Here is a 23088-nt window from a genome sequence, read left to right on the forward strand (position 1 = left end):
GGGTCAGCTACACGCTGGCCCTTTCTCTTCGGGCAATAACTCCGTGGCGGCCGCACGGCGCTACGCAAGGACCCGGCTTTCGATTTCGCCGCGCTCGATCGTCAGCGTCACGTCGGCGAAGGTCTCGAGCAGCTTCGGGTTCGACTCCGTGATCAGCAGGGTAATGTCCCGGTCCTGCGAACGAAGCCGACGCAGCGCCTCGGCGTACCTCTGCGCCAGCACAGGGGCGAGGCCCTGGAACGGCTCGTCCAGAATGACGAGGCGGGTGCCCAGCATCAGGGCGCGCCCGAGGGCGACCATCTTGCCTTGGCCGCCCGAGACGGAGCCCGCCGGGCGACCCGCCAGTTCCTCGAGCTCCGGCAGGACGGAGTAGGCTCGCTCCAGCCGCCGGCGCGCCTCTTCCGCGCCAAGTTTCGCGACGCGAGCGGGCAAAAGAATGTTTTCTTCCACCGTAAAGGCCGAGAAGAGACGACGGTCCTCGGGGGCGTAGCCGATGCCCAGGAAGGGCCGTCGGTGCGGAGGAACATGCCCCAGGTCCTGACCGCCCAGGCGCACGGTACCGCTCGCCTTCGTGAAGCCCATGATGGTCCGTACCGTCGTGGTTTTGCCGGCGCCGTTTCGCCCGATGAGCGCGGCGGTCGCGCCCGGTGGCAGCGAGAAACTGACGCTGCGCAGCACCGGCGCATCGGCGATCGCGACGTTGACGTTCTCGAAGTCCAGCATCGCCGTCATATGCCGATCACCTGTTCGCGGACCTTGGGATCGGCCAGAACCTCCGCCGGCGTGCCGACCTTTTGAATCTTCCCGACGTTCCACACCGCGACTCGGTGGGCATAGCGCTCCACCATGTCCATGTCGTGCTCGACGAAGACCGAAGTTACCTTCTCCTTGGCGAGCGCGGACGTCAGAATGTCCATGATCTCCAGCTTTTCGGCGGAGGCGACGCCCGAAGTGGGCTCGTCCATCAGCAGCAGCCTGGGCTTCAGCGCGAGCGCCAGAGCGATGTCGACCAGCTTGCGTTGTCCCTCGGGAAGCTCCCTCGCCTTGCGAGACGCGTACGACTTGACGCCGACGAGATCCAGAAGGCGCTCCATTTCAGGCAGCTCAGGCAGGGCGGAAAGAGCCGTGAAGCCGGAAGGACTTCCCAGCCGCGAGGCCGCGGCGATCAGCATATTCTCCATCACAGTCTGATCGAGAAAAAGCTGCGGTATCTGAAAGGCCCGCGCGATGCCGAGCTTGGTGATCGTGCGCGGGAGCTGCGCGGTGATCTCCTGGCCTAGGAAGGTGATGCTTCCGGCCTGCGGCCGCAGATAACCCGTCGAGATGTTGAGGAAGGTGGTCTTTCCCGCGCCATTCGGTCCGATGATCGCGAGGTTCTCGCCTTGGAGCACATCCAGATCGATACCGTCGGCGGCGACGACGCCACCGAACCGGATCTTGATACCCTTCGCGGAAAGGAGGACGTTCGTCATCAATGTCCTCCCTGCTTCGCCTGGCCGTAGCGCTGCCTGAGACCTATCAGTCCGTTAGGCGCATAGAGAATGATGACGATCAAGACCGCGCCGAGGATCAGCTGCCAGGTGTCGGCCAGGTGGGCCGCCGCATAGAAGCGCACGCACTCGAACATCGCCGCGCCGGCGAACGCTCCGAAGGCGTGGGCGCTGCCGCCTAGGATCGCGATAAAGACGAACTCGCCCGACTTCGTCCAGAACCCGAACTCGGGCGTGGCGATCTGCTGGATGATCGCCACCAGCGTGCCGCCGATGCCGCCGAGAAAAGCCGAGATCACGTAGCCTATCAGAAGCACGCGCCGTGCGGACGTCCCGAGATACTCGAGCCGGGTCTCGTTCGATTTGACGGCACGCAGCATGTGTCCGAGCGGGCTATCGAGATAGCGTTGCACGCCGTAGAAGGCGACGACCGCGATCAAGAGGCTCACGTAAAGAATGACGTACTGGAAGGTTTCGGGCGTAAACGACAGCCCCAACAGGGCCGGACGAGGGACCCGGATGCCGTCGGCGCCGTTGGTGTAATGAAACATCTTCTCCAGCAGCGACCACAGCACCATCGAAAACGCCAGATTCAGCATTCCGAAAAAGATCTCCCGGTAGCGCACGACGAAGAGCCCGACGATGAGGCCGAAGACGGCGGAGGTTATGCCGCCCAGCGCGATGAAGAGCACGATGTCGCCGCCACCGACGTACTTGCCCCAGAACGCCGCGGTATATGCCCCGGTAGCGAAGAACATTGCATGTCCGAACGACACCTGTCCCGCCTGCAGCAGAAGAATGATACCGAGAACGACGATGCCCTTCGCTAGGATCAACGCGAACAGGGTTGCCCAGCTCGCTACAAAAAGGGGCGCGACGGCGCTGGCCAGAAAGAAGATGGTCGCGATCGTGGTGACCGGCTTGATGCGACCGCTCATCATATTTTCCTTACCTGCACGGCGCCGAACAGGCCGAACGGACGCACCAGAAGCACCAGCACCATCAGCAGATAGGGAACGAGAACTTCGAATTCCGGCTGGAGATAGATCACGAAGGCACGGGTCAGGCCGATCATCAGCGCGGTGAGCGCGGTGCCCTCGATCTGGCCGAGACCCGCGGTCGCAGCGACGGCAAAGGAAAGCACGATCATATCGGCGCCCATACCGGGGACCAGCGAGGTGGTCGGCGAGGCCAGCGCTCCTCCCAACGCGGCCAGACTCGCGCCGATGACGAAGGTGACGAAATATACGCGTTTTGCGTCAATCCCGATGGCCGTCGAAGCTTCGCGGTCCTCCGTGACCGCAAGGATCACCGCTCCCGACAGCGTCCTGCGCAGGAAGTAGCGGAGCCCGAACAGCGTCGCCAATGCGACGCCGGGCAGCAGAATGACCTGGTATGACGTGTAGCTGACGCCGAACACGGCGATGTTGGGAAGTAGTCTCAACGGCTCCGCGGCGAAGATGGGCTGCACGCCCCAGATCAGACGCTGCAGGTTGTCCATGATCATGAAGGCCGCGAAAGTGATCAGAAGCTGGAGGACGTCCTCCTGTCCGGAGAGCGGTCGCAACAGAAACCGTTCGATGAAACCGCCGCACACGACGCCGATCACGATGGAGGCGGCCAGCAGCGCGGGATAGGTGAGCCAAGGCGAGATCGGCGCGATTGCAAGGCTGAACGTCGCAGCCAGGTAGGCGCCGAACGCGTACAGCGAACCGTGCGCGACGTTGACCACGCGCAGCACGCCGAAAATCAGGCTGAGCCCGACCGAGACCAAGAACACCAGTGCGGCGTAGCTGATCCCATCGAGGATCGCCAAGATAGCGAGTGTCGAGTTCATGATGGCCTTCGGAAAAGGTCCGTCCTCCGGGACGGGCTCGGAGGACGGGGATCAAAAGTTCAGCGCGCCGTTACTGAGCTTTGAAGGTCGGCACGTCCATCTTGACGAAGTCCGGCTTGAGCGTCTTAAGCCACTCAACCGATCGTACGCCCGCCGGGTTGGTGATCACCTTCGGATCGAAGATCATCATGTTGTCGAGCAGCTTGAAGTCGTACCCCGGAACGGATTTGGTGACGCCGACCAGCTGAGCTTCGAGACCCTGGTTGTCCTCGGGCCGCAGCGTAATCGGACGGCCGAAGCCGGTCGCGAACTCGATGCCCGCCGTCGCGTCGACGACCTGTTCGCGCGTGGGCCAGTTGCCGCCGTTGGACTTGATCGCCTTGTCGTAGGCGGTCTGCAGAGCCTTGAATGCCTGCGCCATGTGATAGACCGGATAGATCGGCCATGCACCGGTCTTCGCCTTGAAGGCTTCATTGAACGCCTTGAAGGCCGCGTCGTTCTTCTTCTCGGGATGCAGGAACCAGTGGTCTCCGCGCGCGCCGACGATCAGGCCTTCGGGCAAGTCCTTGCCCAACCGCTGGATCGATGATTCGCCGATCCCGAGCACGAAGGTCGACTGCTGCAACAGGCCGCGCTGACCGGCCTGGCGGACCAGCGTATCGAGATCTCCGCCCCAAGACGTGGTCAGAACCACATCCGGCCGCAGCGCCAACAGACGGGAAACTTCAGTGGAGTAGTCCGGTGCGCCGAACTTCGGGAAGAGCTCCGCGACGACTTGCACGTCCGGCTTCATCGCCTTGAGCGCCGTCGAAAAGATTTCCCAGCTCTCCCGCCCCCATGCATAATCCTGATTGACCACCGCGATCGTCTTAAAGTCGGGCTTGGTCTTGAGTAGGTAAAGGAGCACGGCCAGCATTTCCGGCGTGCCGTTCGCCTGAGTCCGGAAATTGTAGCGGTACTTCTTGGTTTCGAGGATGGAGGCCGCACCGCAGTCCCACATGAAATTCATGACTTTGAGGTCTTCGGCGACCGGCACCAACTGGGTGCAGCTGCCCGACGAGATCGAAGCAAACGTGGCATCGACCTTTTCGTCCTGCACAACGCGTCGGTAGTTCGAGACGAGCGCTTCGCCTCCCGCGCCTTCGTCGATGAAGGAGAGCTTGACCGGCACGCCGCCGATGCCGCCCTTCTTGTTGAGGTCCTCCGCGATCATCTCCGCTGCGGCCTTCGCCGGCACACCAAAGACTGACGCAGGGCCCGACAGGAACGTCGTGATGCCGATCTTGAGCTCCGACGGCTTGGTCTGCGCAAGCGAGTTGCCGGTAAAGGTCGCAATGACAAGCCCGGCTGCCACCGCAGCCTTGAGAAACTGCATCGAAAGTCCTCCCTGTTCTATGTGCCCGGCTTCAGCTGCCGTGCGCTTCTTCTTGCAACAACGGTACTATAATTGTCCCATGTTGCCAGCCCCCTCTGGCCGCCATTCACGAGCCGACGAATTCAGTTCGACGCCGCCCCCCATTTTGTCGGAAGCGCATCGATTGGAACGGACAAGGCCCCCAAAATGGTCGATGCCTCTAATTCCATGGTGCGATAAAAGCTCCGGCCAGCGCCCGCTGCGGGCCATTCGTGCCTGCCGTTGCTCTGCGACATAGGCGCTCCCGTTCCAGCAACAAACACCGAACGCACTTCCGCTTATGGCCCTTCGCTGCCGTCTCCCACGGCGGAGGATATGTCAGCAGTCTGGGGTCTACCGGGCCTACATCAAATCGGGCCCAACCGACGCGATTGACCCGCAACGGGCATCAATGGCCATGACCCGGTGCGGCCTACCTTGGGTTTGACAGGGGTTCTCTCAGGGGCGCGTCATTTGCGTCCAGCAACGACCTCGGGCGGTCGATCCGGCGCGAGGCTGAAATGGTGACGGTCCTATTGGAACTCCCCCCTTCGTGATAGGCAAGGCATCAGGCAACAAAAGAGAGGACCGAACCGGCATGATCAGCCTAATAAATGTCTTCACGGTAGATCCAGCCAACCAGGGCCGGCTCCTCGATTTGCTTGCGCGCGCGACCGATGAATCGTCAGCCGGGCACCTGGCTTTGTTTCCTCGACCCTTCATCGGAGCCTCGACGGCACGAAGGTGACCATGTATGCGCAGTGGCGCAGCGCGGAAGACTATGAGGCCATGCGCCGGGATCCTGGACCGCTACCCTTTCTCGAAGAGGCGCTCACCATCGCGAAATTTGAGCCGGGCATGTATGAGGTCGTGCGCATATTCTCGCCCATTGATAGGTAGGCCTCGCCCCCGCGCGCGAATCCGGACTTCCGCTGTTGGCCCTTCGCAGCCCATCGGAATGCTCGGTGGAGCGTCGGTTCTCGGGTGTAGAGCGGAAACTGATTGCAGCGGTCTGGACTGCCGATCTTGACCCAAAGGGGACATGACGATCAAGCGCATTCATCGCCACCTCCACCAGGCTTCACCTCACAACCGCGTGCCGCCTGCGGCCCACCGAAAGTTTGACCGGCAATGAAGACGGTTGCACTATTAGGTCAGGGTCTTCGACGACCGTGTCATTCAGTTTGATACCTCGCCCCAAGATCATCCTCCTCCCTTCGCCTTTGGAACTGGTCAAACCTGTACGAACCAGCAATTCCACCAAGGGTATTCCGCGGTCGCGCTCTGCACCATTCAGCTCCAACGTCGGCACACCGACCGGCACACCGTGTCCTTCGAACGCCTGCCGCGCGGTAGCGGCTGCATGCTTCGCGGCGTCGATACCATGGACGAGAGCCGTGGCTTCAGTTGCAAGCCGCTCTTTAAGGGAGTTTATCTCAGATCCGTCGTTCTCGGTGAGCTTCCCTATCTCGACTGTAGAGAGGTCCGTAAACAGTCTGAGAAACCGACCGACGTCAGCATCTTCTGTGTTTCGCCAAAACTGCCAGTATTCGTAAGGTGACAAGCGGTCCGCGTTCAACCACACGGCCCCTGCTGCGGTTTTGCCCATCTTCGCTCCCGAAGCGGTCGTTAACAGCGGAGCAGTTAGCCCAAACACTTCCTTCCTGTCCAATCGCCGTATCAGGTCGATTCCGCTCACGATGTTACCCCATTGATCAGCTCCCCCCATTTGCAAGCCGCAATTGCATCGACGGGAAAGCTCCAGAAAATCGAACGCTTGAAGGATCATGTAATTGAACTCTAAGAAGGTCAGATTCTCCTGTTTCTCAAGTCTCGATATCACGCTGTCGAACGAGAGCATTCGATTGATCGAGAAGTGCCGCCCGACCTCGCGAAGCATGTCGATCCAGCGGACACTGTCCAACCAATCGGCATTGTTGACCATCACAGCATCGGTTGGGCCGTCGCCAAAAGTCAGAAGGCGTTCGAACACTGTTTTGATGCCGTCAATATTAGCCGCAATCTGAGCATCAGAGAGCATGGGACGAGCATCCGAACGGAAGCTTGGATCACCAATTCTCGTGGTACCCCCGCCGATTAAAACAATCGGTCGATGGCCAGCCTGCTGAAGACGGCGCAACGTCATGATCGGCAGAAGGTGGCCCACGTGGAGGCTATCTGCCGTCGCGTCGAAGCCGACATAAGCGGTGACGATGCCCGCTTCAAACGCGGCGTCGATGCCAGCTAAGTTGGTAGCTTGATTTAAGTGGCCGCGTTCGATCAGCGTTCTCAGAGCCTGAGATCGGGGCTGGAATTGGTCGACTGAAAACCCAAAATCTTTCATCGGAATCTCCTGGAATTGCCGTCAGGAGGTCTCCGGAATAACAAAGCCGCCCGACAGCGGCTTGTTTCAAGACATGATCGAAACGCGCCGCTCCCTATGGAAACGTCGCGTAATACTTGGTTGCGATGTGCACAAACTCGATCATGCAGAGCCTTTAGAGCAGCATCGTTGCAAATGCAACCGTTTTGTCCCGCGTGCGGCTAACCGGATCCAGTCCGTCGGTTGCAGATTCAGAAAATAGATGTTCGTGACTTCGTCTGCTTTTGGCCCGTGGCGGATTTCGGCTGGTGGCCTCGCGCGGTCGGCTTCCGAGGGCTGAGCGGAAAGCTATCGTGGGGCCGCCGAAGGCAGCCTTTAACCCATAGCGGAAACGTCTATGAAGCGTGGCGCAGCTTTATGAGCCCCATTCGCCGAAGGAGACGAGCCGCTGGTCCGCGCTTGATCACATCGCGGAAACGCTCCCCATGAGGGCAGCGCCACCCCAGCAGCCACCCCTCGAAGAATCCAAAGATGGACACGGTTAGCATTGTTACGAAAGCGAGCAGCACCATCCCCGAGATTGTTGCAATCACCAGTCCGTTGTCGTGACGTGTGTGGCCTTTGACGCGGGGTCCAGGATGCCCGACAGCCATGCTGCACCGACAACCACTGCTGCTACGAAAGGTGCGGCGGCAGCTTGGAAAAGGAAGACAGACGGAAAAGTCGCAATCATTGCTAGAGCAAGCGCCAATCCTTTACGGCGGGTACCTGAGTTGAGTGCCATCACGCCAGCCAAAAGCCAGACCAGAGACGCAAAGGGTATCCAAACCGACAAGGCTACAAAATACATGAACGTTGGAGGCAAGGTCCCACTCCTAGCGGCTTCCAGAGCGAGCATACATTACTCTGAACATGCGAAGCACCATGCGGATGTCTGCGTGTGGCGCCCGACCACTGGACAAATCGGCGGCTTTTGACCCGAGGCAGATGTCGTCGTCCTAGCCATCGATGTGGCCGAGCCTCAAGCACCGTCCGCTTACTATTTGGCGAGGAACCAGATGGCTGGTGCGAGAAGCAAGCCGAGGACCAACAACACCAGCATAAGGCGGCCAAACTTACCCGCAACACCAAGTTGAGAGAACTCGCGGTTCGGCATTTTGTCCAGCCAACGGCGGACGCGGGCCAAGTGCGGCCCCAGTCCGCTTAATTCCAGCCATTCCAACATTTCAGGCCCTCGCCACGGAGATACTGGTAGAGGCGAGTTAATTCGAGCTTGAAGCCATACCTAGAACTGAGACCGGTGTCTCCTTGTGCCCAATCGCGACATACTGCCCCGCCGCACGAACTCGGTCGCTATAGGAGCAAAGCGGACATTGCTTTTGGCCGCACTACGCCGCCGGGCTATGGGTACGCGGCCTAGGACCTCGCCGCCACCACCCGCGTCAGCATCGGAAAATGCTTGTTGCCGCCTGCGAATGGCGGGAATTTCGCGAAGTCCGCACGCATCTGCTTGATCACGTCGGAGCCGAGTGCGTGCGCGAGGGCTTCTGGGCTATCGAACACCAGCTTGTTGCGTTGCATGTGCTCGACGCGCTGCGACGGCAACCGGTCGACCCAGTCGACGCGGGTGTAGATCTCGATCTGGCGAACGTTCGGGAAGGTCCGCATGATCGACGGGTGGTGCTCCAGATAATGCAGGTTCCAGGCGTTCATATCCTCGGCCGGGCCGGGATAGTGCACGAGGTAACTGCACGGAGTGGTCGTTCCCGCCGGGTGCTCCGCGACATCGACGGGAAACGCGCGCGTCAGCATCACCTGGTGTGCGACATCGAGTCCGGTGAGGCCGGATAGCCCGGCCCCTGTTGCGAGGTTGGCGAGGACGCCGCCGCGGTCCATTGCCGCCTCGCAGGCGAACAGGTCGGGAAACCGGAGTTGAAGCGCAAAGGCGGGGCCGGTGCCGTCGGCCTTGTATGGATGGTCGACCGACTGTTCGAGCGGCGTGAACAGCAGGGCCTCGGTCATGTCGGGGATCGATCCGACGCGCTCCGCCACAGAGGCAACCTCATCGGGACGAACTCGCCGTTCGTCTGTGGAATCGGAGAATGCCATGAACAGCGAGATCATGCGGGCGTTGCCTCGGTCCCCTCGCCCACACTCACATGCGCCATCAGTGCGAGGCGAATGTCATCGGGCCATGGGATCGCATGATGATCGACCAGCGAGGTCGCAGCAAGGATCTGGCGCGCGCGCCAGCGCGGGCCATTCGCGCCGGAGATGATATGCTCGAGATGGAGAGACGACCCACCGACCATGATGATGCGCAGGTTGAATGTCAGGAGATCGCCGAACATCGACGGCCGGGAGAAATCGCAGTTCAGGTGCACCGTGGGCGTTCCGATCTTCCGGACCGTGATCAGCTCCGGCCATGGAAAGCCGATCCGCGCCCAGAAATCTTCGACGACGCCGTTGAGGATGTTCAAATAGGACGGGAAGTACGCGATCCCCGAGGGGTCGCAATCTCCGAACCTGAGCTCGCGATCGAACGAAAAATTCGTCATCAGATCGCAACGACGGGGTGGCGGATGGCACCGACGCCGTCGATGCCGGCCTCGACCACGTCGCCCGGCCAAAGCCATTCCTGCGGGCTCATGCCGGCGCCGACGCCTTCAGGCGTACCGGTGGCGATGATGTCGCCCGGCTCGAGCGTCATGCCCGACGAAATGTCCGCTATCAGCACCGGAATGTCGAAAATCATGTATTTGGTGTTGGAGTCCTGCTTCGTGACCCCGTTCTTGGTCAGCCACAGCCGCAGATCGTGCGGATCGGCAATCTCGTCCGCGGTCACGATGCAGGGGCCGAACGGCGCATACGTGTCCATGCCCTTGGAGAAAATCCACTGTCCGGCGCGGCGATTGTCGCGCGCGGAAATGTCGATCATCACCGAATAGCCGAAGACGTGGTCCATCGCCTTGTCGGTCGTGATGCGCGTTGCGGTCTTGCCGATGATGACGGCGAGTTCGACTTCCCAGTCGAGTTGCTGCGTCATCTTCGCATTGTGCTGGATCGCCGCGCCCGGGCCGATCACCGAGGTCGGCGGCTTGGAGAAGACGACCGGCTGCTTCGGCAGGTCCTTGTCCGTATCCAGGTTCTTGGCGGATTCGGCCACATGCGCCCGGTAGTTCAGCCCGATGCCGAAGATGTTTTTCCGCGGCCGCGGGATCGGCGCCTGCAGCTTTACATCCTCGACCGCAATCGCCGAGCCGGCCGGGAAGCGGCCATCGGCGTCCGCCAGTGCATCCCTGAGGGCAGGCAGCAGGGTCACGCTGTTGTCGATGAACGACAGCATGTCACTCGGCCATGTCACTCCGCTGGACGCACCAAGGTGCTCGATATCGACGACCAGTCCATTGACCAGGGCTCCAAGACGGGCACCGCTGGAGCCCAAGGTGTAGGTGACGAGACGCATGAAGGCTTCTATCCGGCTGTTCTGGTTGAATTCTGCAAGGGCATGTCAGGCGGCAACCGACTGATAACCGCCATTGTCGCCATAGGCCTCTTCCCGATAGAGCCCGAGGCTTTCGATGACGGGCAGGTCGTTGAAGCAGAACAGGCAGGCATCCTCGCTCGCTGAGGCATTGCCGTGCTCGTGCCAGGCCCAGGACGGAACGCAGAAGATGTCGCGCTCTTCCCATTCGAGCCGCTTGCCGCCGATGATCGAATAGCCGCGTCCCTTGGCCACCTGGTAAATGAAGCTGCCGGTGTGCCGATGCGACTTGGTCTTCTCGCCGGGGCGCAGCAGCTGCATGCTCGCACCGATCGTCTGCATCACGTGCCCGCCGGTGACCGGGTTGACGTAGTTCATGAGGATGCCGTCATAGGGCGAGCCATCGGTCGCGGCCGCATATTTCTGCAAGGACTCGTAGGTCGGCTCCCACTCATATTTGAACATCGGCGAATAACCCTTCGACCAGCGCGAATCCGCCGGCCGAAGACCGGGATTGCCCCAGGTCCGGGTCATGTCGTCCACGGGATAGCCGGACGGCTCCTGCTGGATGTTCGGATGCACGACGAAGAAATTGGCTTCCAGCGCGTTGACGAGCGGGATGTCCAAGCCGTCCTGCCAGATGCAGACCGAGCCGTTGCCTTCGACGCCATGCTCGTGCCAGGTGCCGTTCGGCGTCAGCACGAAATCCCGCGCGCCCAGCGTCATCTTGTGACCGTCGACGATGGTGTAGGCGCCCGCGCCCTCCATGATGAAGCGCAGCGCCGAGGCCGAGTGGGCATGGGCCGTGGCGACCTCGCCGGGATGCATCACCTGCAATCCGGAATAGAGCCAGCCGACCGCGGCCGACACGTCGCGCCGCCCGGGATTGTTGAGATAGATCACGCGCCGCCCGGCTTTCTCGGGCGAGACCAGCTCGACCGAGCGCAGCACGTGCTCACGCAGATCCTTGTAGCGCCAGAGCACGGGAACCGAGGCCGATTGCGGCGCCCACGGCTCGATCTTGTTGGCGACGGTCCAGAGCGCTCCGGCTTCGTACCTTTCGAGATCCTTGTAATAGGCCTCGAGCTCGGGGGTGTCCTCGACATTGGCCCGGCCGATCACGTTCTCGCGCATCCTATCCTCCAAGTCCTGTCTTATGATCGCACCCTCAAGGGACCAGCCCGTCATTCCGATCTACCTGGAATCGACGAGAAACCCGCCTGCTCTTGTCCGGCGGCGGCTTCCGCCTCTGCCAGACCGAGCGGCGTCTGCGGACGACGGTTGACCCGCAGATCGAAAACGTCGAACCGGTTATAGTGCCCGACGATGTCGTGCATCTGCTTCGGCTGGATGCAGCGCTCGAGGTCGATGTCGGCATAGACGATGCCTTCGTCGTCGATCAAGGGATCGCCGACCACGCGCCCGTCCGGACCGATGATACCGGAGAATGCGCTCGACTTCCGTTGCAGACGTGCGCGAGCGTCGGAAACGACGGTCTCCATCGCCGCGATGATCTCCTCCGACACGGTCGAGCAGGAGACGATCGTGAAGATCTTGCCTTCGAAGGAGTGGGCAATCGCGCGCAATTTGATCGCCTCCGCCATGTCATAGTCGGGGGGCGCGACGGGAAGCGAGATGTAGCTGGCGACGTGCACGAGCTCGCCCTGCCCGAGCAGCGCAAAGCGCGCCAGCGTGTTGGTGTTCTCGCCGCAGGCCAGGCCTCCGAGACGCCCGATCTCGGTATCATAGACGCGCAGGCTCGACCCGTCACCGCCGGTCCAGGTCAGCTTCTCTGCCCAGGTCGGCACCAGCTTGCGATGCTTGCCGAGCAAGGCGCCGTCAGGACCGATGAAAACCAGCGTATTGTAGATCGCGCCGAGCGAGACCGGGCTGCGCTCGTTCACGCCGAGCACGACGTGGCATCCCGTATCGCGCGCGGCCTTGCGGACGATTTCGACCTCCGGCCCCGGCACCAGCACCGACGCCTTGGCGAGCTTCTCGAACCATGCACTGCCGGTGACGGGATCGGTGATCCAGTTCCAATAGGGATATCCGGGAACGAACACTTCGGGGAACGCGACGAGCTTCGCCCCGTTGGCTGCGGCCTCACGGACCAGTGAAGCCGCCTTCTCCGCGGTCGCGCTTGCGTTGAGATAGACTGGTGAAGCCTGGACGGCGGCAGCTTTAAAGCGAGGCAGCTTCAGCATCGGCCCTACCCTGTCGCTGGCTCATGACCGCCTTGTCGGAGAGAGCATCCCCAAGCGTGATAGCATGGCGCGGCGTTGACTTACTTCACATGTAAACGTATGCTATCGCATATTTCTGGAGGGTGCAATGGCTGAACGGTCTTTTGCTCGCGAGGTCGAGGATCTCCGGCTGGGCGATGGCGACACGTTCCGCGGCGAAGGCATCCTCGCCATCACCAAGGCGTTGCTGCAATCGGGCGTCGCCTATGTCGGCGGCTACCAGGGCTCGCCGATCTCGCATCTGATGGATGTGCTGGCCGACGCCAAGGACGTGCTCGACGATCTCGGCGTCGTATTCCAGAGCTCGGCCAACGAAGCCGCCGCCGCGGCGATGCTGTCGGCATCGGTGATGTATCCCCTGCGCGGCGCGGTTGCGTGGAAGTCGACCGTCGGTACCAACGTCGCCTCCGACGCTCTTGCCAACCTCGCCTCGGGCGGTGTCACCGGCGGCACCATGATCATCGTCGGCGAGGACTATGGCGAAGGCTCCTCCATCATGCAGGAGCGTACCCACGCCTTCGCGATGAAGTCGCAGATGTGGCTGCTCGATCCCCGCCCCGAGCATGAATGCATCGTCAATCTGATCGAGAAAGGCTTCGAGCTCTCCGAAGTCTCCAACACGCCGGTCATGCTGGAGGTGCGCGTGCGCGCCTGCCACATGCACGGCAGCTTCGCCTGCAAGGACAATGTCAGGCCGGCGCACACCATCAAGGACGCGCTCAACAATCCCAAGCGTGACGTCAACCGCATCGTGCTGCCGCCGGCGGCCTATGAGCACGAGCAGGAGAAGATCAAGACGCGGATGCCCGCGGCTATCGGATTCATTCGCGACAACAAGCTGAATGAGTGGATGGGGCCGAAGCACGGCAAGGTCGGCATCATCATGCAGGGCGGGATGTACAACAACGTCATCCGTGCGCTGCAATATCTCGGGCTGTCGGATGCCTATGGCAACACCCAGATCCCGCTCTACATCATGAACGTCACCTACCCCGTGATCGACACCGAGGTTGCCGAATTCTGCGTCGACAAGGAGGCCGTTCTCATCGTCGAGGAAGGCCAGCCGGAATATCTGGAGCAGGCGATCAATACGGTCTTGCGCCGCAAGGACATCCAGGCGCGCGTCCACGGCAAGGACGTGCTGCCGATGGGCGGCGACTACACCGCTCAGGTGCTGCTCGGTGGCGTCAGGGAATTCCTGGAGAAGACCGAGCCGCGGCTGCTCGGCAACCGGCCGCCGGCGCCGGACGCAGCGCCCGTGCTCAATCACCCTGCGGTCGAGAAGCTCAAGCAGGTGGTGCCGGCGCGCCCGCCCGGGCTTTGCACCGGCTGCCCGGAACGGCCGATCTTCGCCGCCATGAAGCTGGTCGAGGAAGAGCTCGGCCAGCACCACGTCTCCGCGGACATCGGCTGCCATCTGTTCTCGATCCTGCCGCCGTTCAACATCGGCGCGACCACGATGGGCTTCGGCCTCGGCCCGGCCTCGACCTCGGCCTTCAACGTCAAGGCGGACAAGCGCTCGATCGCGGTGATGGGCGACGGCGGCTTCTGGCACAACGGACTGACCAGCGGCATCGGCAACGCCGTGTTCAACAAGCATGACGGCGTGTTCGTCATCGTCGACAATTACTACACTTCTGCCACGGGCGGTCAGGACATCCTGTCCTCGCGCGCGGTCAACAAGCGCCGCAAGACCAACAATTCGATCGTGCAGGCGGTGAAGGGCATCGGCGGCCAGTGGGTGCGCCAGCTCGACCGCACCTACGACGTCGGCAAGATGCGTGACACGCTGAAGGAAGCGCTGACGACGAAAGAGGAAGGCCCGAAGGTCATCGTCGCGTCCTCCGAATGCATGCTGAACAAGCAGCGGCGCGTGAAGCCGCAGATCAACAAGGCGATCAAGGACGGGACGCGCATCGTCAAGGAGCGCTTTGGCGTCGACGAAGACGTCTGCACCGGCGACCATGCCTGCATCCGCCTCTCCGGCTGCCCGTCTCTGTCGGTGAAGCAGCTCGACGACCCCTTGCGCGACGATCCGGTCGCGGCGATCGACAACTCCTGCGTCGGCTGCGGCAATTGCGGCGAGGTCTCCGAGGCCGCCGTGCTCTGCCCCTCGTTCTATCGAGCCGACGTCATCCATAATCCGACTCGCTGGGACATGTTCAAATCCAGGGTCGCCATGAGCGTGATCGGCTGGCTGCAGCGTCGGCGCGACCGCCGGCGGCCGGCGCTCGAGGCACTGGCATGAGGGACGAGACGGTCCGGCTGGCGCTCCCCGCCGCAGGCGAAGCGACCGAGCGGCCGATCTCGATCGCGATTGTCGCGATGGGGGGCCAGGGCGGCGGCGTCCTGACGGACTGGATCGTTCAGCTCGCCGAGAACCATGGCTGGGTCGCGCAGTCTACCTCGGTGCCCGGCGTCGCCCAGCGCACCGGCGCCACCATCTACTATATCGAGGCGATGCCGCCGCTCGACGGCCGCAAGCCGATCCTGTCGCTGATGCCCACCCCCGGCGACGTCGACGTGGTGATGGCGGCGGAATTCATGGAAGCCGGTCGATCGATCCTGCGCGGCCTCGTGACGCCGGATCGCACCACGCTGATCGCGTCCAACCACCGCTCGTTTGCGATCGGCGAGAAGATCGCCCCAGGCAACGGCATCGCCGATGGCGGCGCCGTGACCGGCGCCATCGGAATTGCGGCGAAGACCGAGATCATCTTCGATCTGAACGCGCTGGCGATCGCGCATGGCAGCGTCATCTCGGCCGCGATGTTCGGCGCGCTCGCAGGCGCAGGCGTGCTGCCGTTCAGTCGCGACAGCTATCTCGACGTCATCCGCAGCGGCGGCAAAGGCGCGAAGGCCAGCGTCGAGACCTTCGAGGCCGCCTTCGCGCGGGTCAAGACCGGCCCGACCGAAGTTGCGGCGCCCGTACCAGCCAAACCGGCCGACACTATCCCCTCTTCCGCGGCGCCCGATCCGCGGCTCGGCAAGCTTGTCGCAAGATTGAATCAGGAGCTGCCCGAGCCTGCACTCAGCATGGCTCGTGCAGGCTTGCGGAAGGTGATCGACTTTCAGGACCTCGCCTATGGCGGCGAATATCTCGACATCCTCAAGACCTTGCACGCAGCCGACCGAAACGCCGGCGGCGGCGCACATGCCTATGCCTTCACGGAAGCCGCGGCAAAGTACCTCGCCAACGCCATGACCTATGACGACGTCATCCGCGTCGCCGACCTCAAGACGCGCGCCGGCCGCCGCGCGCGCATCGAGAGCGAGCTCGAGATGTCGAACGGACAGGTGCTCCAGACCACCGAGTTCATGCATCCCCGCATGGAGGAAGTGATGGGCATGCTGCCGGCAGGTTTCGGCCGCTGGCTCGGCGCGCGGCCGCGCCTGCTCGGCTGGCTCGATCGCCGCGTCAACCGGGGACGCCGGGTGCGAACCTACTCGCTGCCCTGGTTCCTGGCCCTCTATGTCGTCGGCGGGATGCGCGGCCTGCGCCGCCGCTCGCTGCGTCACGCCGTCGAGACGGCGCACCGGGATTCATGGCTCAAGGCCGCGACCGAGGCGGTCGGGACCAATTACCAGCTCGGTGTCGAGATCCTGCAATGCCGACGCCTCGTCAAAGGCTATTCAGACACCCACAGCCGGGGGCTGTCGAAATTCGACAGGACGCTCGCGGCGATCAAGCTGGTGGAGCGCCGCGAGGATGCCGCCGACTGGGCGCGCCGCCTGCGCGAGGCCGCGCTGAAGGACAGCGCCGGAACGGCGCTCGACGGCGTGATCCAGACCATCAAGACTTTCGCATGATTCCACGGGCGCCGGACGCAGGATTGGATTGCCGTTCGCCCCTCAGGAGGTCAGGATCGGACGGCTTGACTACGATTCTCAGGTTGTTAATCGGAGCGAAAGACCCGCGGTAATTCCCTTCACTCGACGAGACATTCTGTACTCGATGGTCATGCGATGACGGCAGCACTCAAGGAGAACGTTGTTCCCGTCCCTGGGCAGATCGAAACCCGGCTCTGGCTTCAATTGCTGTCGCTGCATGGTGAGCTGTTCGCCTCGCTCAATTCGATGCTCAATTCGGAGTTCGGCCTGTCGCTGGCAAAGTTCGACGTGCTGGCCCAGCTCGATCGTTACCGGGAGGGCCTCGCGCTCGGACAATTGTCGCAAAATCTGAAGGTGACCGGCGGCAATGTCTCGGGGCTGGTGCAACGTCTTCTCGCCGACGACCTCATCAGCAGGGAGATGTCGAGCGAGGACCGGCGGTCCTTCATCGTGCGCCTGACGCCGAAAGGCGAAGCTCTGTTCCGGCAGGCCGCCGAAATCCACAAGAAGCATCTCGCCAGACGGCTCGAGAACGTCCCGGCCCGGGAGCTGGACACCGCGCTGTCCGTGCTGAAATCGCTTTCCTCGAAACTTCATACCGAGAGCAAGAAGCAAAGTCGCAAGAGATAATGGCCAGAGAATCCAAGAGCAGATGGAAGTCGGGTCCGCCGAGGACGAGGGACCAGCTGCAAACCTATATTCCGTATCTGTTCAACCGGCTCGCCAATCGCTGGAACCTGGATCAGAACCGCGATTTGAGCGAGCACGGCATCAACAATGTCGTGTTCCGGACGCTGTCGGTGCTGTTCATCTACAAGAACCTCACCGTCAACGAAGTCGCCGTTCTCGCGGTGACCGAGCAGTCGACGGCGAGCCGCATGGTGGAGTCCATGGTGTCGTCGGGCCTCGTCAAGCGCGAGATCGCCGAGGAGGACCAGCGGCGCCGCGTCGTCGGCCTGACGCCGGAGGGCGAAGCGCTGCTGCGCAAGATCTGGCCCATCATGGCGAACAATTACGACAAGCTGGTCGCGGGCATCGAGCCCGACGACATCGAGGTCTGTGCGCGCGTGCTGGCCAAGATGGTCGAGAATATCCGCCAGAACCAGATCTAGAACTTGATGATTTGGGCTCGATCGGTCTGCCGGCGGGCTCAATACACCTCTCCCGTAGGGAGAGGTGAACCGGCGGCGAAGCTCCGTACCAATCTCGTCGTGCTTGAATGCTAGGGAACTACGGCCCGAGGCCGACGAGGCTGGTACCGCCGCAGACATAGAGCACCTGGCCGGTGACGAAATCGGAGTGCTCGTCGAGGAAGAACGAGATTGCGTGCGCGACGTCCTCGCGCGAGCCGAGCCGCCCGACCGGAACGTTGCGCGCCATCCGCTCCTGCTGCTCGGAGCCCTTCGGGATGATGCCCCAGAAATTATCGGTCAGGATCGGCCCCGGGGCGACGACATTCACGGTGATGCCGCTCGCGGCAAGCTCCAGCGCCCAGGTCCTTGCCATGCCGTGCACGCCGGCCTTGGTGGCCGAATAGGCCGAGCGCGTCACTGCCCCCATCGCGGCGCGCGAAGAGACGAACACGATGCGCCCGAAGCGGCGCGCACGCATCCCTTCCAGCGCCGCCTGGGTCAGGAGCATCGGCGCGCCCAGATGCAACTGCGCCAGCATCAATATGTCTTCCGGCTTGGCGTGGGGCAGCAGGTTCGGCAGGATGATTCCGGCATTGTGGACCAGGCTGTCAACGGCGTGATCCCGGCAGATCTCCTGCGCGATCGCACGCGTCTGTTCGATATTGGTGAGGTCGGCGCGATAGGAAGCGAGCAGATCATGTGTCCAGCCGGGCTTCTCCAGCCCGACCGAGACCACGCGCTGCCCGCGCGCGACGAGCTTCTTCGCTAGGGCCTCGCCGATCCCCGAATTGCCGCCGGTGATGAGGGTGGTGCGGATCTCGCTCATGATCAGACCTTCTTTGATCAGACCTTCTTGATCAGACTTGCCGCTTCTTGAGGTCACGCAGATCGAAGAACGCGCCCTCGCCCATCAGCTTCCCGACGAAATCCTTCAACCCGCCGCGCTGGATCTTCTCGGTCGCGGTCAGCGGCAGGCTGTCGGCGAAGCAGATCCAGCCCGGCGCCTTGTAATAGGCCATCTGCTCGAGGCTCCAGCGCACGATCTCTTCGGCGAGCGCGCGGTCCGCGCCGGCCTTCTCAGTGATGATGACCGCCGCAACCTCGTCGCCGCGCACCTGGTCCGGCGTCGCCGCAACCGCGGCTTGCCGGATCGCGGGATGCCGGTTGAGGACGGATTCGACCTCGACCGCTGCAATGTTCTCGCCGGAGCGACGGATCACGTTTTTCTTGCGATCGACGAAGTGCAGGTCGCCGTCCGCATCGCACGACACGATATCGCCAGTGTGCAGCCAGCCGCCGGCCCACGCCTCGATGGTGGCAGCCTCGTTCTTGAGATACTCGCGGAAGAAGCCGTAGCGCGGATCAGCGCCGGCGCGCCGCACCAGCAGCTCGCCGGGCACATCCACCGGCGCATCATTGCCGCCGTCATCGACGATCCGAACCTCGATCTCGGGGGCCGGGCGGCCAAAACAGCTGGTGCCGACCTTGCGCGGCTCGACATTGGCGGCGATGACGCCGCCGCTGCCGGTCTCGGTCATCGCCCAGGCCTCCAGCAGCGGAAAGCCGAAGCGCTGCTCGAACGTCGCATGCAACAGCTTGTCGACGCCGGCGCCGAAGCCGAAGCGTACGCTGTGCGCGCGGTCCAGCTCCGATGGCGGCGCGCTCATCAGCATCGAGGGCATCACGCCGAGATAATGCAGGCAGGTGGCACGGCTGTCGCGCACCGAGGCCCACCAACTGCGCGGGTGGAAGCGATCGAGCATGGTCAGGCAGCCGCCGACCGACAGCATCGCCATCAGAGACACCGCCATCGCGTTCATGTGAAACAGCGGCAACGGCGTGATCATCCGCTCGCCGTTCGGCTTGAGGTTGATCAGCCCGCCGACGTCGCGATACCAGTTTCCGGAATGCAGGAAATAGGTGTTGGTGAGCACGCAGCCCTTGGGCTGGCCCGTCGTCCCCGACGTATAGAGCAGCGCGCATTCGCTCCCCTCGCTAGCTGAGGTCGAGGACCGCGCACCGCCGAAGGGTGCGGGAACGTCGTCCTGATCGTCCACGACAGGGATTGGCCGGCCGGCCTGACGCGCGGCCAGCTCCACCTCCTCGCGCCGTTCGGTGAGGACGAACGCAGCATTCATCTCGGAATGCCCGATGATGTATTCGAGCTCGCTGAGACGGAGGTCCGGATTGATCGGCACCACCGAGACGCCGAGCGCATTGAGCGCGAACCACAGCTCGATGAAGACAGGCCTGTTCTGGAGCAGCAGCCCGACCCGGTGGCCTTCGCCATAGCCGCGGCTCGCGAACGCCGCGCGACGGCGCTCGACCCGGTCGAGCATCGCGCGGTAGGAAATCTCGCCCGCCGCGATGCCGTAGATGCCTGCGGTCTCCGGCAGCACGTTGAGGAAACCCGCCTCGCCGCGGCGGCGCGCGGTCTCTTGAAAACGGGCATGGACAGTGGTCGCAGCGGTCAAGGCAGTCTCACATGAAAAGCTGGATGTTGCCGAACGGCGCATCGAAATTGACGAGATCGACGCGCTTCAGCTTGATTTTCAGGGCATCGCCGACCTGCACGAGCTCGTGCGAGGCCCATCCCGAATAGCGCTCCAGCGTATCGCCCCGCGTCTCGGTGTAGATGTAGGAAGTCCGTGCCTTGAACATTCCGGCAGCAGGATCGCACGCGACGATCCGCGGTGCCTGGAGCAGATGATGGCAACGGCTCTTCGGCTTCTGGCTGAAGGTGCGCTCGCCGGCGAGCCGCTCGACCCGCACCTTCAGGAGCAGCAGATCCTCGTACATCAGGGACGGCTGCAGCACCGGATCCTGCTGCTGCCATTCCAGCGGCATCCAATAACGCCCTTCGGGGTGAAACAGATCGAGCCAGGCCTGCCACTCCATGGTGTCGAGCAGCTCCGCCTCGCGATAGATGAAGTCCGTGATGGTCTTCTCGCCGATCATTCCGCAGCCTCGATGCGCTTGTCCATGTCCATGGTGATGAATTTCGCCCAGGCGTGAAACTGGTTGCGCATCTGCCGCTCGGACGTGCCGTTGATCACCGCCGTGACGTCCTGCTCTTCATGGCCGTCGTAGAGCCGCCGCAGATTGACCCATTGATTGCCGTTGGACTTCAGTCCTTCCTGCGCCCGCTCATACATTTCGAGGTCGTCGTGGCCGACAATCGAGGTCGGCGCGTTGATGAAGCGGTTGTACATCAATGCGCGCTCGTAGAGCTTGTCGGGCGCGCCGACCAGGCGATAGACCCAGCTCTCGACCAGCGTCTTGTCGACTGCGATCGGGATGAAATTGCGCAGGATCTGGACAGCGCCCTTCACCATGATGTTCGGGAAGTAGACGGTGTTGTGCCTGACCTCGCCAAGGATCTCATGCGCGCGCTGCTCGCCATAGGCTGCGACCATCTGGTCGAGATAGCCCGGGATATCCGAATAGTTCGAATGGATGGAGTTGGCGACGCCGGTGTGGCCGTGGCCGTTCGGCCAGATCCGGATGCCGCTCTGCTCGTAGAACTCGTACGGGCTCATGAAGGGACCGTAGAGCTGCACCGCCATCGGTGTTTCCGTGGAATCGCCCTGCTCGCGCTTCCAGACCTTGACCGCGGTGCCGGCCGAGCTCTCATGCGCCACCATCGGATGGCAGGTGTCGGTCTGGTTCTCGACCAGCATCTTCCAATTGCACGTGTGCATGTAGCGGATCGGCGTCGCCTCGACTGCGAGCTTCCCCTCCGGCGATCGGTCGACCATGTTGTCGATGGTCGAAAGACTTTCGCCAAAATAATCCTCGAAGGAGACGCCTGAAACGCTCAGGCGAGCGAAGATGAAATCACGATAAATGACGACGTTCCTGACCTTCGACAACCCCTCATTCGCTTGGGTGTCGCCGAAGCCGGTGCCCTCGTAGCCCTTCTTCAGCGGGATCGCGAGCAGCGAGCCGTCGGTCTTGAAAGACCATGCGTGATAGGGGCAGCGGAAGAACTTTCCGGTGGTGCCGCAGGGTTCGGACGCGATCTTCACGCCTTTGTGCGGGCAGCGATTGTAGAACACATGGATGGAGCCGTCGGTATGGCGGCTGGCCATGACCGGCTGCCGGCCGATATTGGCCGTGATGAAATCGCCGGGTTTTGCAAGTTGACTGGCATGGCCGACATAGACCCAGCTGTTGGGAAACAGGTGCTCCATCTCGAGCTCGAAGATCTCGGGGTCGACATAGACTTCGCGATGCACCTCGGCCTCGCGCACCAGCGCCGCAATCGCACGGGCATTCCCGCCGTATCTTTTCATGACGTCCCTCGCCTCCCCTAGAGATCCAGCACCAGACGTTCCGACTTCGCGCGTGACACGCAGATCTGCATGACCTTGTTGGACGCCCTCTCCTCGTCGCTGAGGATGACGTCGCGATGATCGGGGACTCCCGCGATCACGCCGCACTGGCAAATGCCGCAATCGCCGCGCCGGCAGTCGTAGAGCACGTCGAAACCGGCCGCCTCCAGCGCCTCGATGATGGTCTGCCCCGCAGCAACGCCGACAACCTGCCCGGTCGACTTGATCTCGACCTCGAACGGCCGGTCAGGCGATGACGGCTGCTCGGACTTGAAGAGCTCGTAATGAACGCGATCGGCTGACACCCCGGCGGCGGCCGCACCGGCCTTCACCGCGTCGATCATGCCCGAAGGGCCACAGACATAGACGTGGGCGTTTGCTGCGGCATCGCCGAGCGCCGCGGCAATGTCGAGGCGGGATTCATCGCTGTCGTAGTGGACGGACAGCCCTCCGGCGCAGATCTCCTGCAATTGCGGCAGAAACGCCAGCAATCCTTGCGTGCGCCCGGCATAGTGCAGGCGATATGAGCTTCCCCGCGCCGCCAGTTCCGCCGCCATCGACAGAACGGGCGTGATGCCGATGCCGCCGGCGAACAGCAGCGCCGGCGCTGCTCCCTCGTGCAGTCGGAAATTGTTGACCGGCGCGCTCGCCTTCACGACGTCGCCGACCTTGAGCGCGTGCATGAATTGCGAGCCGCCGCTCGAGGCCTCTTCGCGCAGGACACCTAGCGCCAGCGCATCTTCAGGAAGTCCCGGCAACGCCATCAGCGAGTACGGCCGGTCTCCGCCATTGGGGAGCGCGACGCGGAGATGCGCGCCTGCCTGCCATTGCGGCACGACGCCGTCCTCCACACCAAACACAAGGCTCCGTATGAACGGCGTCTCCGCGACATACGACCTGACCTTGAGCTTGAGCGGATGCACGTCCATTCAGGCATCTCACGGATTATATGAATTTGCATATTTTTAGACATGTAATAATTCGCTGTCAATCGTCAGCGCGGGAGCGGGTCCGGAT

At 62.5% G+C, this 23088-nt stretch carries 23 protein-coding genes; 5 read left to right on the forward strand and 18 right to left on the reverse strand.

All coding sequences use genetic code 11. The features are described 5' to 3' along the window. Window positions 1-60: 60 nt before the first annotated feature. The 5 genes from I6F17_RS07075 to I6F17_RS07095 form a co-directional block, all read right to left on the reverse strand. Window positions 61-732, reverse strand: a complete 672-nt coding sequence (locus I6F17_RS07075) for an ATP-binding cassette domain-containing protein (RefSeq protein WP_225131367.1) — start codon at window positions 730-732, stop codon at window positions 61-63. Then, complete coding sequence (locus I6F17_RS07080; protein ID WP_225112763.1) at window positions 729-1472, reverse strand: ABC transporter ATP-binding protein; 744 nt, start codon at window positions 1470-1472, stop codon at window positions 729-731. Before I6F17_RS07080 ends, I6F17_RS07075 begins: the two co-directional genes overlap by 4 nt. Beyond that, on the reverse strand, window positions 1472-2428 hold the full coding sequence (locus I6F17_RS07085) for a branched-chain amino acid ABC transporter permease (protein WP_225131369.1): 957 nt from the start codon (window positions 2426-2428) through the stop codon (window positions 1472-1474). Before I6F17_RS07085 ends, I6F17_RS07080 begins: the two co-directional genes overlap by 1 nt. Next, the gene (locus tag I6F17_RS07090; protein WP_036013410.1) at window positions 2428-3327 is read right to left on the reverse strand and encodes a branched-chain amino acid ABC transporter permease; all 900 of its coding nucleotides are present in this window, start codon (window positions 3325-3327) and stop codon (window positions 2428-2430) included. Before I6F17_RS07090 ends, I6F17_RS07085 begins: the two co-directional genes overlap by 1 nt. A gap of 70 nt (window positions 3328-3397) precedes the next feature. Beyond that, window positions 3398-4702, reverse strand: coding sequence for an ABC transporter substrate-binding protein (locus I6F17_RS07095; RefSeq protein ID WP_225131371.1), 1305 nt, complete (start codon window positions 4700-4702; stop codon window positions 3398-3400). A gap of 699 nt (window positions 4703-5401) precedes the next feature. Here I6F17_RS07095 and I6F17_RS07100 point away from each other — a divergent pair. Then, complete coding sequence (locus I6F17_RS07100; protein WP_225131405.1) at window positions 5402-5620, forward strand: antibiotic biosynthesis monooxygenase; 219 nt, start codon at window positions 5402-5404, stop codon at window positions 5618-5620. A gap of 181 nt (window positions 5621-5801) precedes the next feature. On the opposite strand, the gene tyrS is transcribed toward I6F17_RS07100, so the two are convergent. The 8 genes from tyrS to I6F17_RS07140 all read right to left on the reverse strand — a co-directional run bounded on the left by tyrS (window position 5802) and on the right by I6F17_RS07140 (window position 12734). Then, entirely contained in the window at window positions 5802-7064 is a 1263-nt protein-coding gene (gene tyrS / locus I6F17_RS07105; RefSeq protein ID WP_225131373.1) for a tyrosine--tRNA ligase, read from the reverse strand. A gap of 568 nt (window positions 7065-7632) precedes the next feature. Beyond that, complete coding sequence (locus I6F17_RS07110; protein ID WP_225131374.1) at window positions 7633-7908, reverse strand: hypothetical protein; 276 nt, start codon at window positions 7906-7908, stop codon at window positions 7633-7635. A gap of 174 nt (window positions 7909-8082) precedes the next feature. Continuing rightward, window positions 8083-8268, reverse strand: a complete 186-nt coding sequence (locus I6F17_RS07115) for a hypothetical protein (RefSeq protein WP_225131376.1) — start codon at window positions 8266-8268, stop codon at window positions 8083-8085. Between the two features lie 191 nt (window positions 8269-8459). Then, entirely contained in the window at window positions 8460-9167 is a 708-nt protein-coding gene (locus I6F17_RS07120) for a hypothetical protein (protein WP_225131378.1), read from the reverse strand. Beyond that, window positions 9164-9601, reverse strand: coding sequence for a thioesterase family protein (locus I6F17_RS07125; protein WP_225131380.1), 438 nt, complete (start codon window positions 9599-9601; stop codon window positions 9164-9166). Before I6F17_RS07125 ends, I6F17_RS07120 begins: the two co-directional genes overlap by 4 nt. Further along, window positions 9601-10509 carry a fumarylacetoacetate hydrolase family protein gene (locus I6F17_RS07130; protein WP_225131382.1) on the reverse strand — a complete coding sequence of 303 codons (909 nt, stop codon included), beginning with the start codon at window positions 10507-10509 and terminating at the stop codon, window positions 9601-9603. Before I6F17_RS07130 ends, I6F17_RS07125 begins: the two co-directional genes overlap by 1 nt. 45 nt (window positions 10510-10554) lie before the next feature. After that, window positions 10555-11661, reverse strand: coding sequence for a cupin domain-containing protein (locus I6F17_RS07135; RefSeq protein WP_225131384.1), 1107 nt, complete (start codon window positions 11659-11661; stop codon window positions 10555-10557). 50 nt (window positions 11662-11711) lie between these two features. After that, window positions 11712-12734: a carbon-nitrogen hydrolase family protein gene (locus I6F17_RS07140; protein ID WP_225131386.1), complete on the reverse strand. Its 1023-nt coding sequence runs from the start codon at window positions 12732-12734 to the stop codon at window positions 11712-11714. A 127-nt stretch (window positions 12735-12861) separates the two neighbouring features. On the opposite strand from I6F17_RS07140, the gene I6F17_RS07145 reads away from it, so the two are divergent. The 4 genes from I6F17_RS07145 to I6F17_RS07160 all read left to right on the forward strand — a co-directional run bounded on the left by I6F17_RS07145 (window position 12862) and on the right by I6F17_RS07160 (window position 17716). Continuing rightward, window positions 12862-15021 carry an indolepyruvate ferredoxin oxidoreductase subunit alpha gene (locus I6F17_RS07145; protein WP_036034580.1) on the forward strand — a complete coding sequence of 720 codons (2160 nt, stop codon included), beginning with the start codon at window positions 12862-12864 and terminating at the stop codon, window positions 15019-15021. Further along, window positions 15018-16583 carry an indolepyruvate oxidoreductase subunit beta family protein gene (locus tag I6F17_RS07150; protein WP_225131388.1) on the forward strand — a complete coding sequence of 522 codons (1566 nt, stop codon included), beginning with the start codon at window positions 15018-15020 and terminating at the stop codon, window positions 16581-16583. The genes I6F17_RS07145 and I6F17_RS07150 overlap by 4 nt, the downstream gene beginning before the upstream one ends. A 156-nt stretch (window positions 16584-16739) precedes the next feature. Then, complete coding sequence (locus I6F17_RS07155) at window positions 16740-17234, forward strand: MarR family transcriptional regulator (RefSeq protein ID WP_225131389.1); 495 nt, start codon at window positions 16740-16742, stop codon at window positions 17232-17234. Further along, window positions 17234-17716 (forward strand): MarR family winged helix-turn-helix transcriptional regulator, encoded by a 483-nt coding sequence (locus I6F17_RS07160; protein WP_225131390.1) that lies wholly within the window; start codon window positions 17234-17236, stop codon window positions 17714-17716. The genes I6F17_RS07155 and I6F17_RS07160 overlap by 1 nt, the downstream gene beginning before the upstream one ends. 118 nt (window positions 17717-17834) lie before the next feature. Here I6F17_RS07160 and I6F17_RS07165 read toward each other — a convergent pair whose 3' ends face one another. The 5 genes from I6F17_RS07165 to I6F17_RS07185 are packed head-to-tail and all read right to left on the reverse strand — an operon-like array spanning window position 17835 to window position 23000. Further along, entirely contained in the window at window positions 17835-18563 is a 729-nt protein-coding gene (locus I6F17_RS07165; protein ID WP_225131391.1) for an SDR family oxidoreductase, read from the reverse strand. A 31-nt stretch (window positions 18564-18594) separates the two neighbouring features. Further along, the gene (locus tag I6F17_RS07170) at window positions 18595-20211 is read right to left on the reverse strand and encodes an ATP-dependent acyl-CoA ligase (protein ID WP_225131392.1); all 1617 of its coding nucleotides are present in this window, start codon (window positions 20209-20211) and stop codon (window positions 18595-18597) included. 7 nt (window positions 20212-20218) lie between these two features. Beyond that, entirely contained in the window at window positions 20219-20695 is a 477-nt protein-coding gene (locus tag I6F17_RS07175) for an aromatic-ring-hydroxylating dioxygenase subunit beta (protein WP_225131393.1), read from the reverse strand. Next, window positions 20692-22032: an aromatic ring-hydroxylating dioxygenase subunit alpha gene (locus tag I6F17_RS07180; protein ID WP_225131394.1), complete on the reverse strand. Its 1341-nt coding sequence runs from the start codon at window positions 22030-22032 to the stop codon at window positions 20692-20694. The genes I6F17_RS07175 and I6F17_RS07180 overlap by 4 nt, the downstream gene beginning before the upstream one ends. Before the next feature lie 17 nt (window positions 22033-22049). After that, complete coding sequence (locus I6F17_RS07185; RefSeq protein WP_036034592.1) at window positions 22050-23000, reverse strand: PDR/VanB family oxidoreductase; 951 nt, start codon at window positions 22998-23000, stop codon at window positions 22050-22052. Between the last annotated feature and the right edge of the window lie 88 nt (window positions 23001-23088).

Source organism: Bradyrhizobium sp. NBAIM18 (assembly GCF_020193825.1).
Taxonomy (GTDB): domain Bacteria; phylum Pseudomonadota; class Alphaproteobacteria; order Rhizobiales; family Xanthobacteraceae; genus Bradyrhizobium; species Bradyrhizobium yuanmingense.

What these genes read in the sequence shown, in the direction of transcription:
- I6F17_RS07135 (WP_225131384.1), bottom strand. Translation starts at nt 11,661, where the DNA reads ATGCGCGAGAACGTGATCGGCCGGGCCAATGTCGAGGACACCCCCGAG.
- I6F17_RS07095 (WP_225131371.1), bottom strand. Translation starts at nt 4,702, where the DNA reads ATGCAGTTTCTCAAGGCTGCGGTGGCAGCCGGGCTTGTCATTGCGACC.
- tyrS (WP_225131373.1), bottom strand. Translation starts at nt 7,064, where the DNA reads ATGAAAGATTTTGGGTTTTCAGTCGACCAATTCCAGCCCCGATCTCAG.
- I6F17_RS07080 (WP_225112763.1), bottom strand. Translation starts at nt 1,472, where the DNA reads ATGACGAACGTCCTCCTTTCCGCGAAGGGTATCAAGATCCGGTTCGGT.
- I6F17_RS07155 (WP_225131389.1), top strand. Translation starts at nt 16,740, where the DNA reads ATGACGGCAGCACTCAAGGAGAACGTTGTTCCCGTCCCTGGGCAGATC.
- I6F17_RS07180 (WP_225131394.1), bottom strand. Translation starts at nt 22,032, where the DNA reads ATGAAAAGATACGGCGGGAATGCCCGTGCGATTGCGGCGCTGGTGCGC.
- I6F17_RS07075 (WP_225131367.1), bottom strand. Translation starts at nt 732, where the DNA reads ATGACGGCGATGCTGGACTTCGAGAACGTCAACGTCGCGATCGCCGAT.
- I6F17_RS07150 (WP_225131388.1), top strand. Translation starts at nt 15,018, where the DNA reads ATGAGGGACGAGACGGTCCGGCTGGCGCTCCCCGCCGCAGGCGAAGCG.
- I6F17_RS07175 (WP_225131393.1), bottom strand. Translation starts at nt 20,695, where the DNA reads ATGATCGGCGAGAAGACCATCACGGACTTCATCTATCGCGAGGCGGAG.
- I6F17_RS07140 (WP_225131386.1), bottom strand. Translation starts at nt 12,734, where the DNA reads ATGCTGAAGCTGCCTCGCTTTAAAGCTGCCGCCGTCCAGGCTTCACCA.
- I6F17_RS07130 (WP_225131382.1), bottom strand. Translation starts at nt 10,509, where the DNA reads ATGCGTCTCGTCACCTACACCTTGGGCTCCAGCGGTGCCCGTCTTGGA.
- I6F17_RS07085 (WP_225131369.1), bottom strand. Translation starts at nt 2,428, where the DNA reads ATGAGCGGTCGCATCAAGCCGGTCACCACGATCGCGACCATCTTCTTT.
- I6F17_RS07125 (WP_225131380.1), bottom strand. Translation starts at nt 9,601, where the DNA reads ATGACGAATTTTTCGTTCGATCGCGAGCTCAGGTTCGGAGATTGCGAC.
- I6F17_RS07165 (WP_225131391.1), bottom strand. Translation starts at nt 18,563, where the DNA reads ATGAGCGAGATCCGCACCACCCTCATCACCGGCGGCAATTCGGGGATC.
- I6F17_RS07115 (WP_225131376.1), bottom strand. Translation starts at nt 8,268, where the DNA reads ATGTTGGAATGGCTGGAATTAAGCGGACTGGGGCCGCACTTGGCCCGC.
- I6F17_RS07185 (WP_036034592.1), bottom strand. Translation starts at nt 23,000, where the DNA reads ATGGACGTGCATCCGCTCAAGCTCAAGGTCAGGTCGTATGTCGCGGAG.
- I6F17_RS07160 (WP_225131390.1), top strand. Translation starts at nt 17,234, where the DNA reads ATGGCCAGAGAATCCAAGAGCAGATGGAAGTCGGGTCCGCCGAGGACG.
- I6F17_RS07120 (WP_225131378.1), bottom strand. Translation starts at nt 9,167, where the DNA reads ATGATCTCGCTGTTCATGGCATTCTCCGATTCCACAGACGAACGGCGA.
- I6F17_RS07090 (WP_036013410.1), bottom strand. Translation starts at nt 3,327, where the DNA reads ATGAACTCGACACTCGCTATCTTGGCGATCCTCGATGGGATCAGCTAC.
- I6F17_RS07145 (WP_036034580.1), top strand. Translation starts at nt 12,862, where the DNA reads ATGGCTGAACGGTCTTTTGCTCGCGAGGTCGAGGATCTCCGGCTGGGC.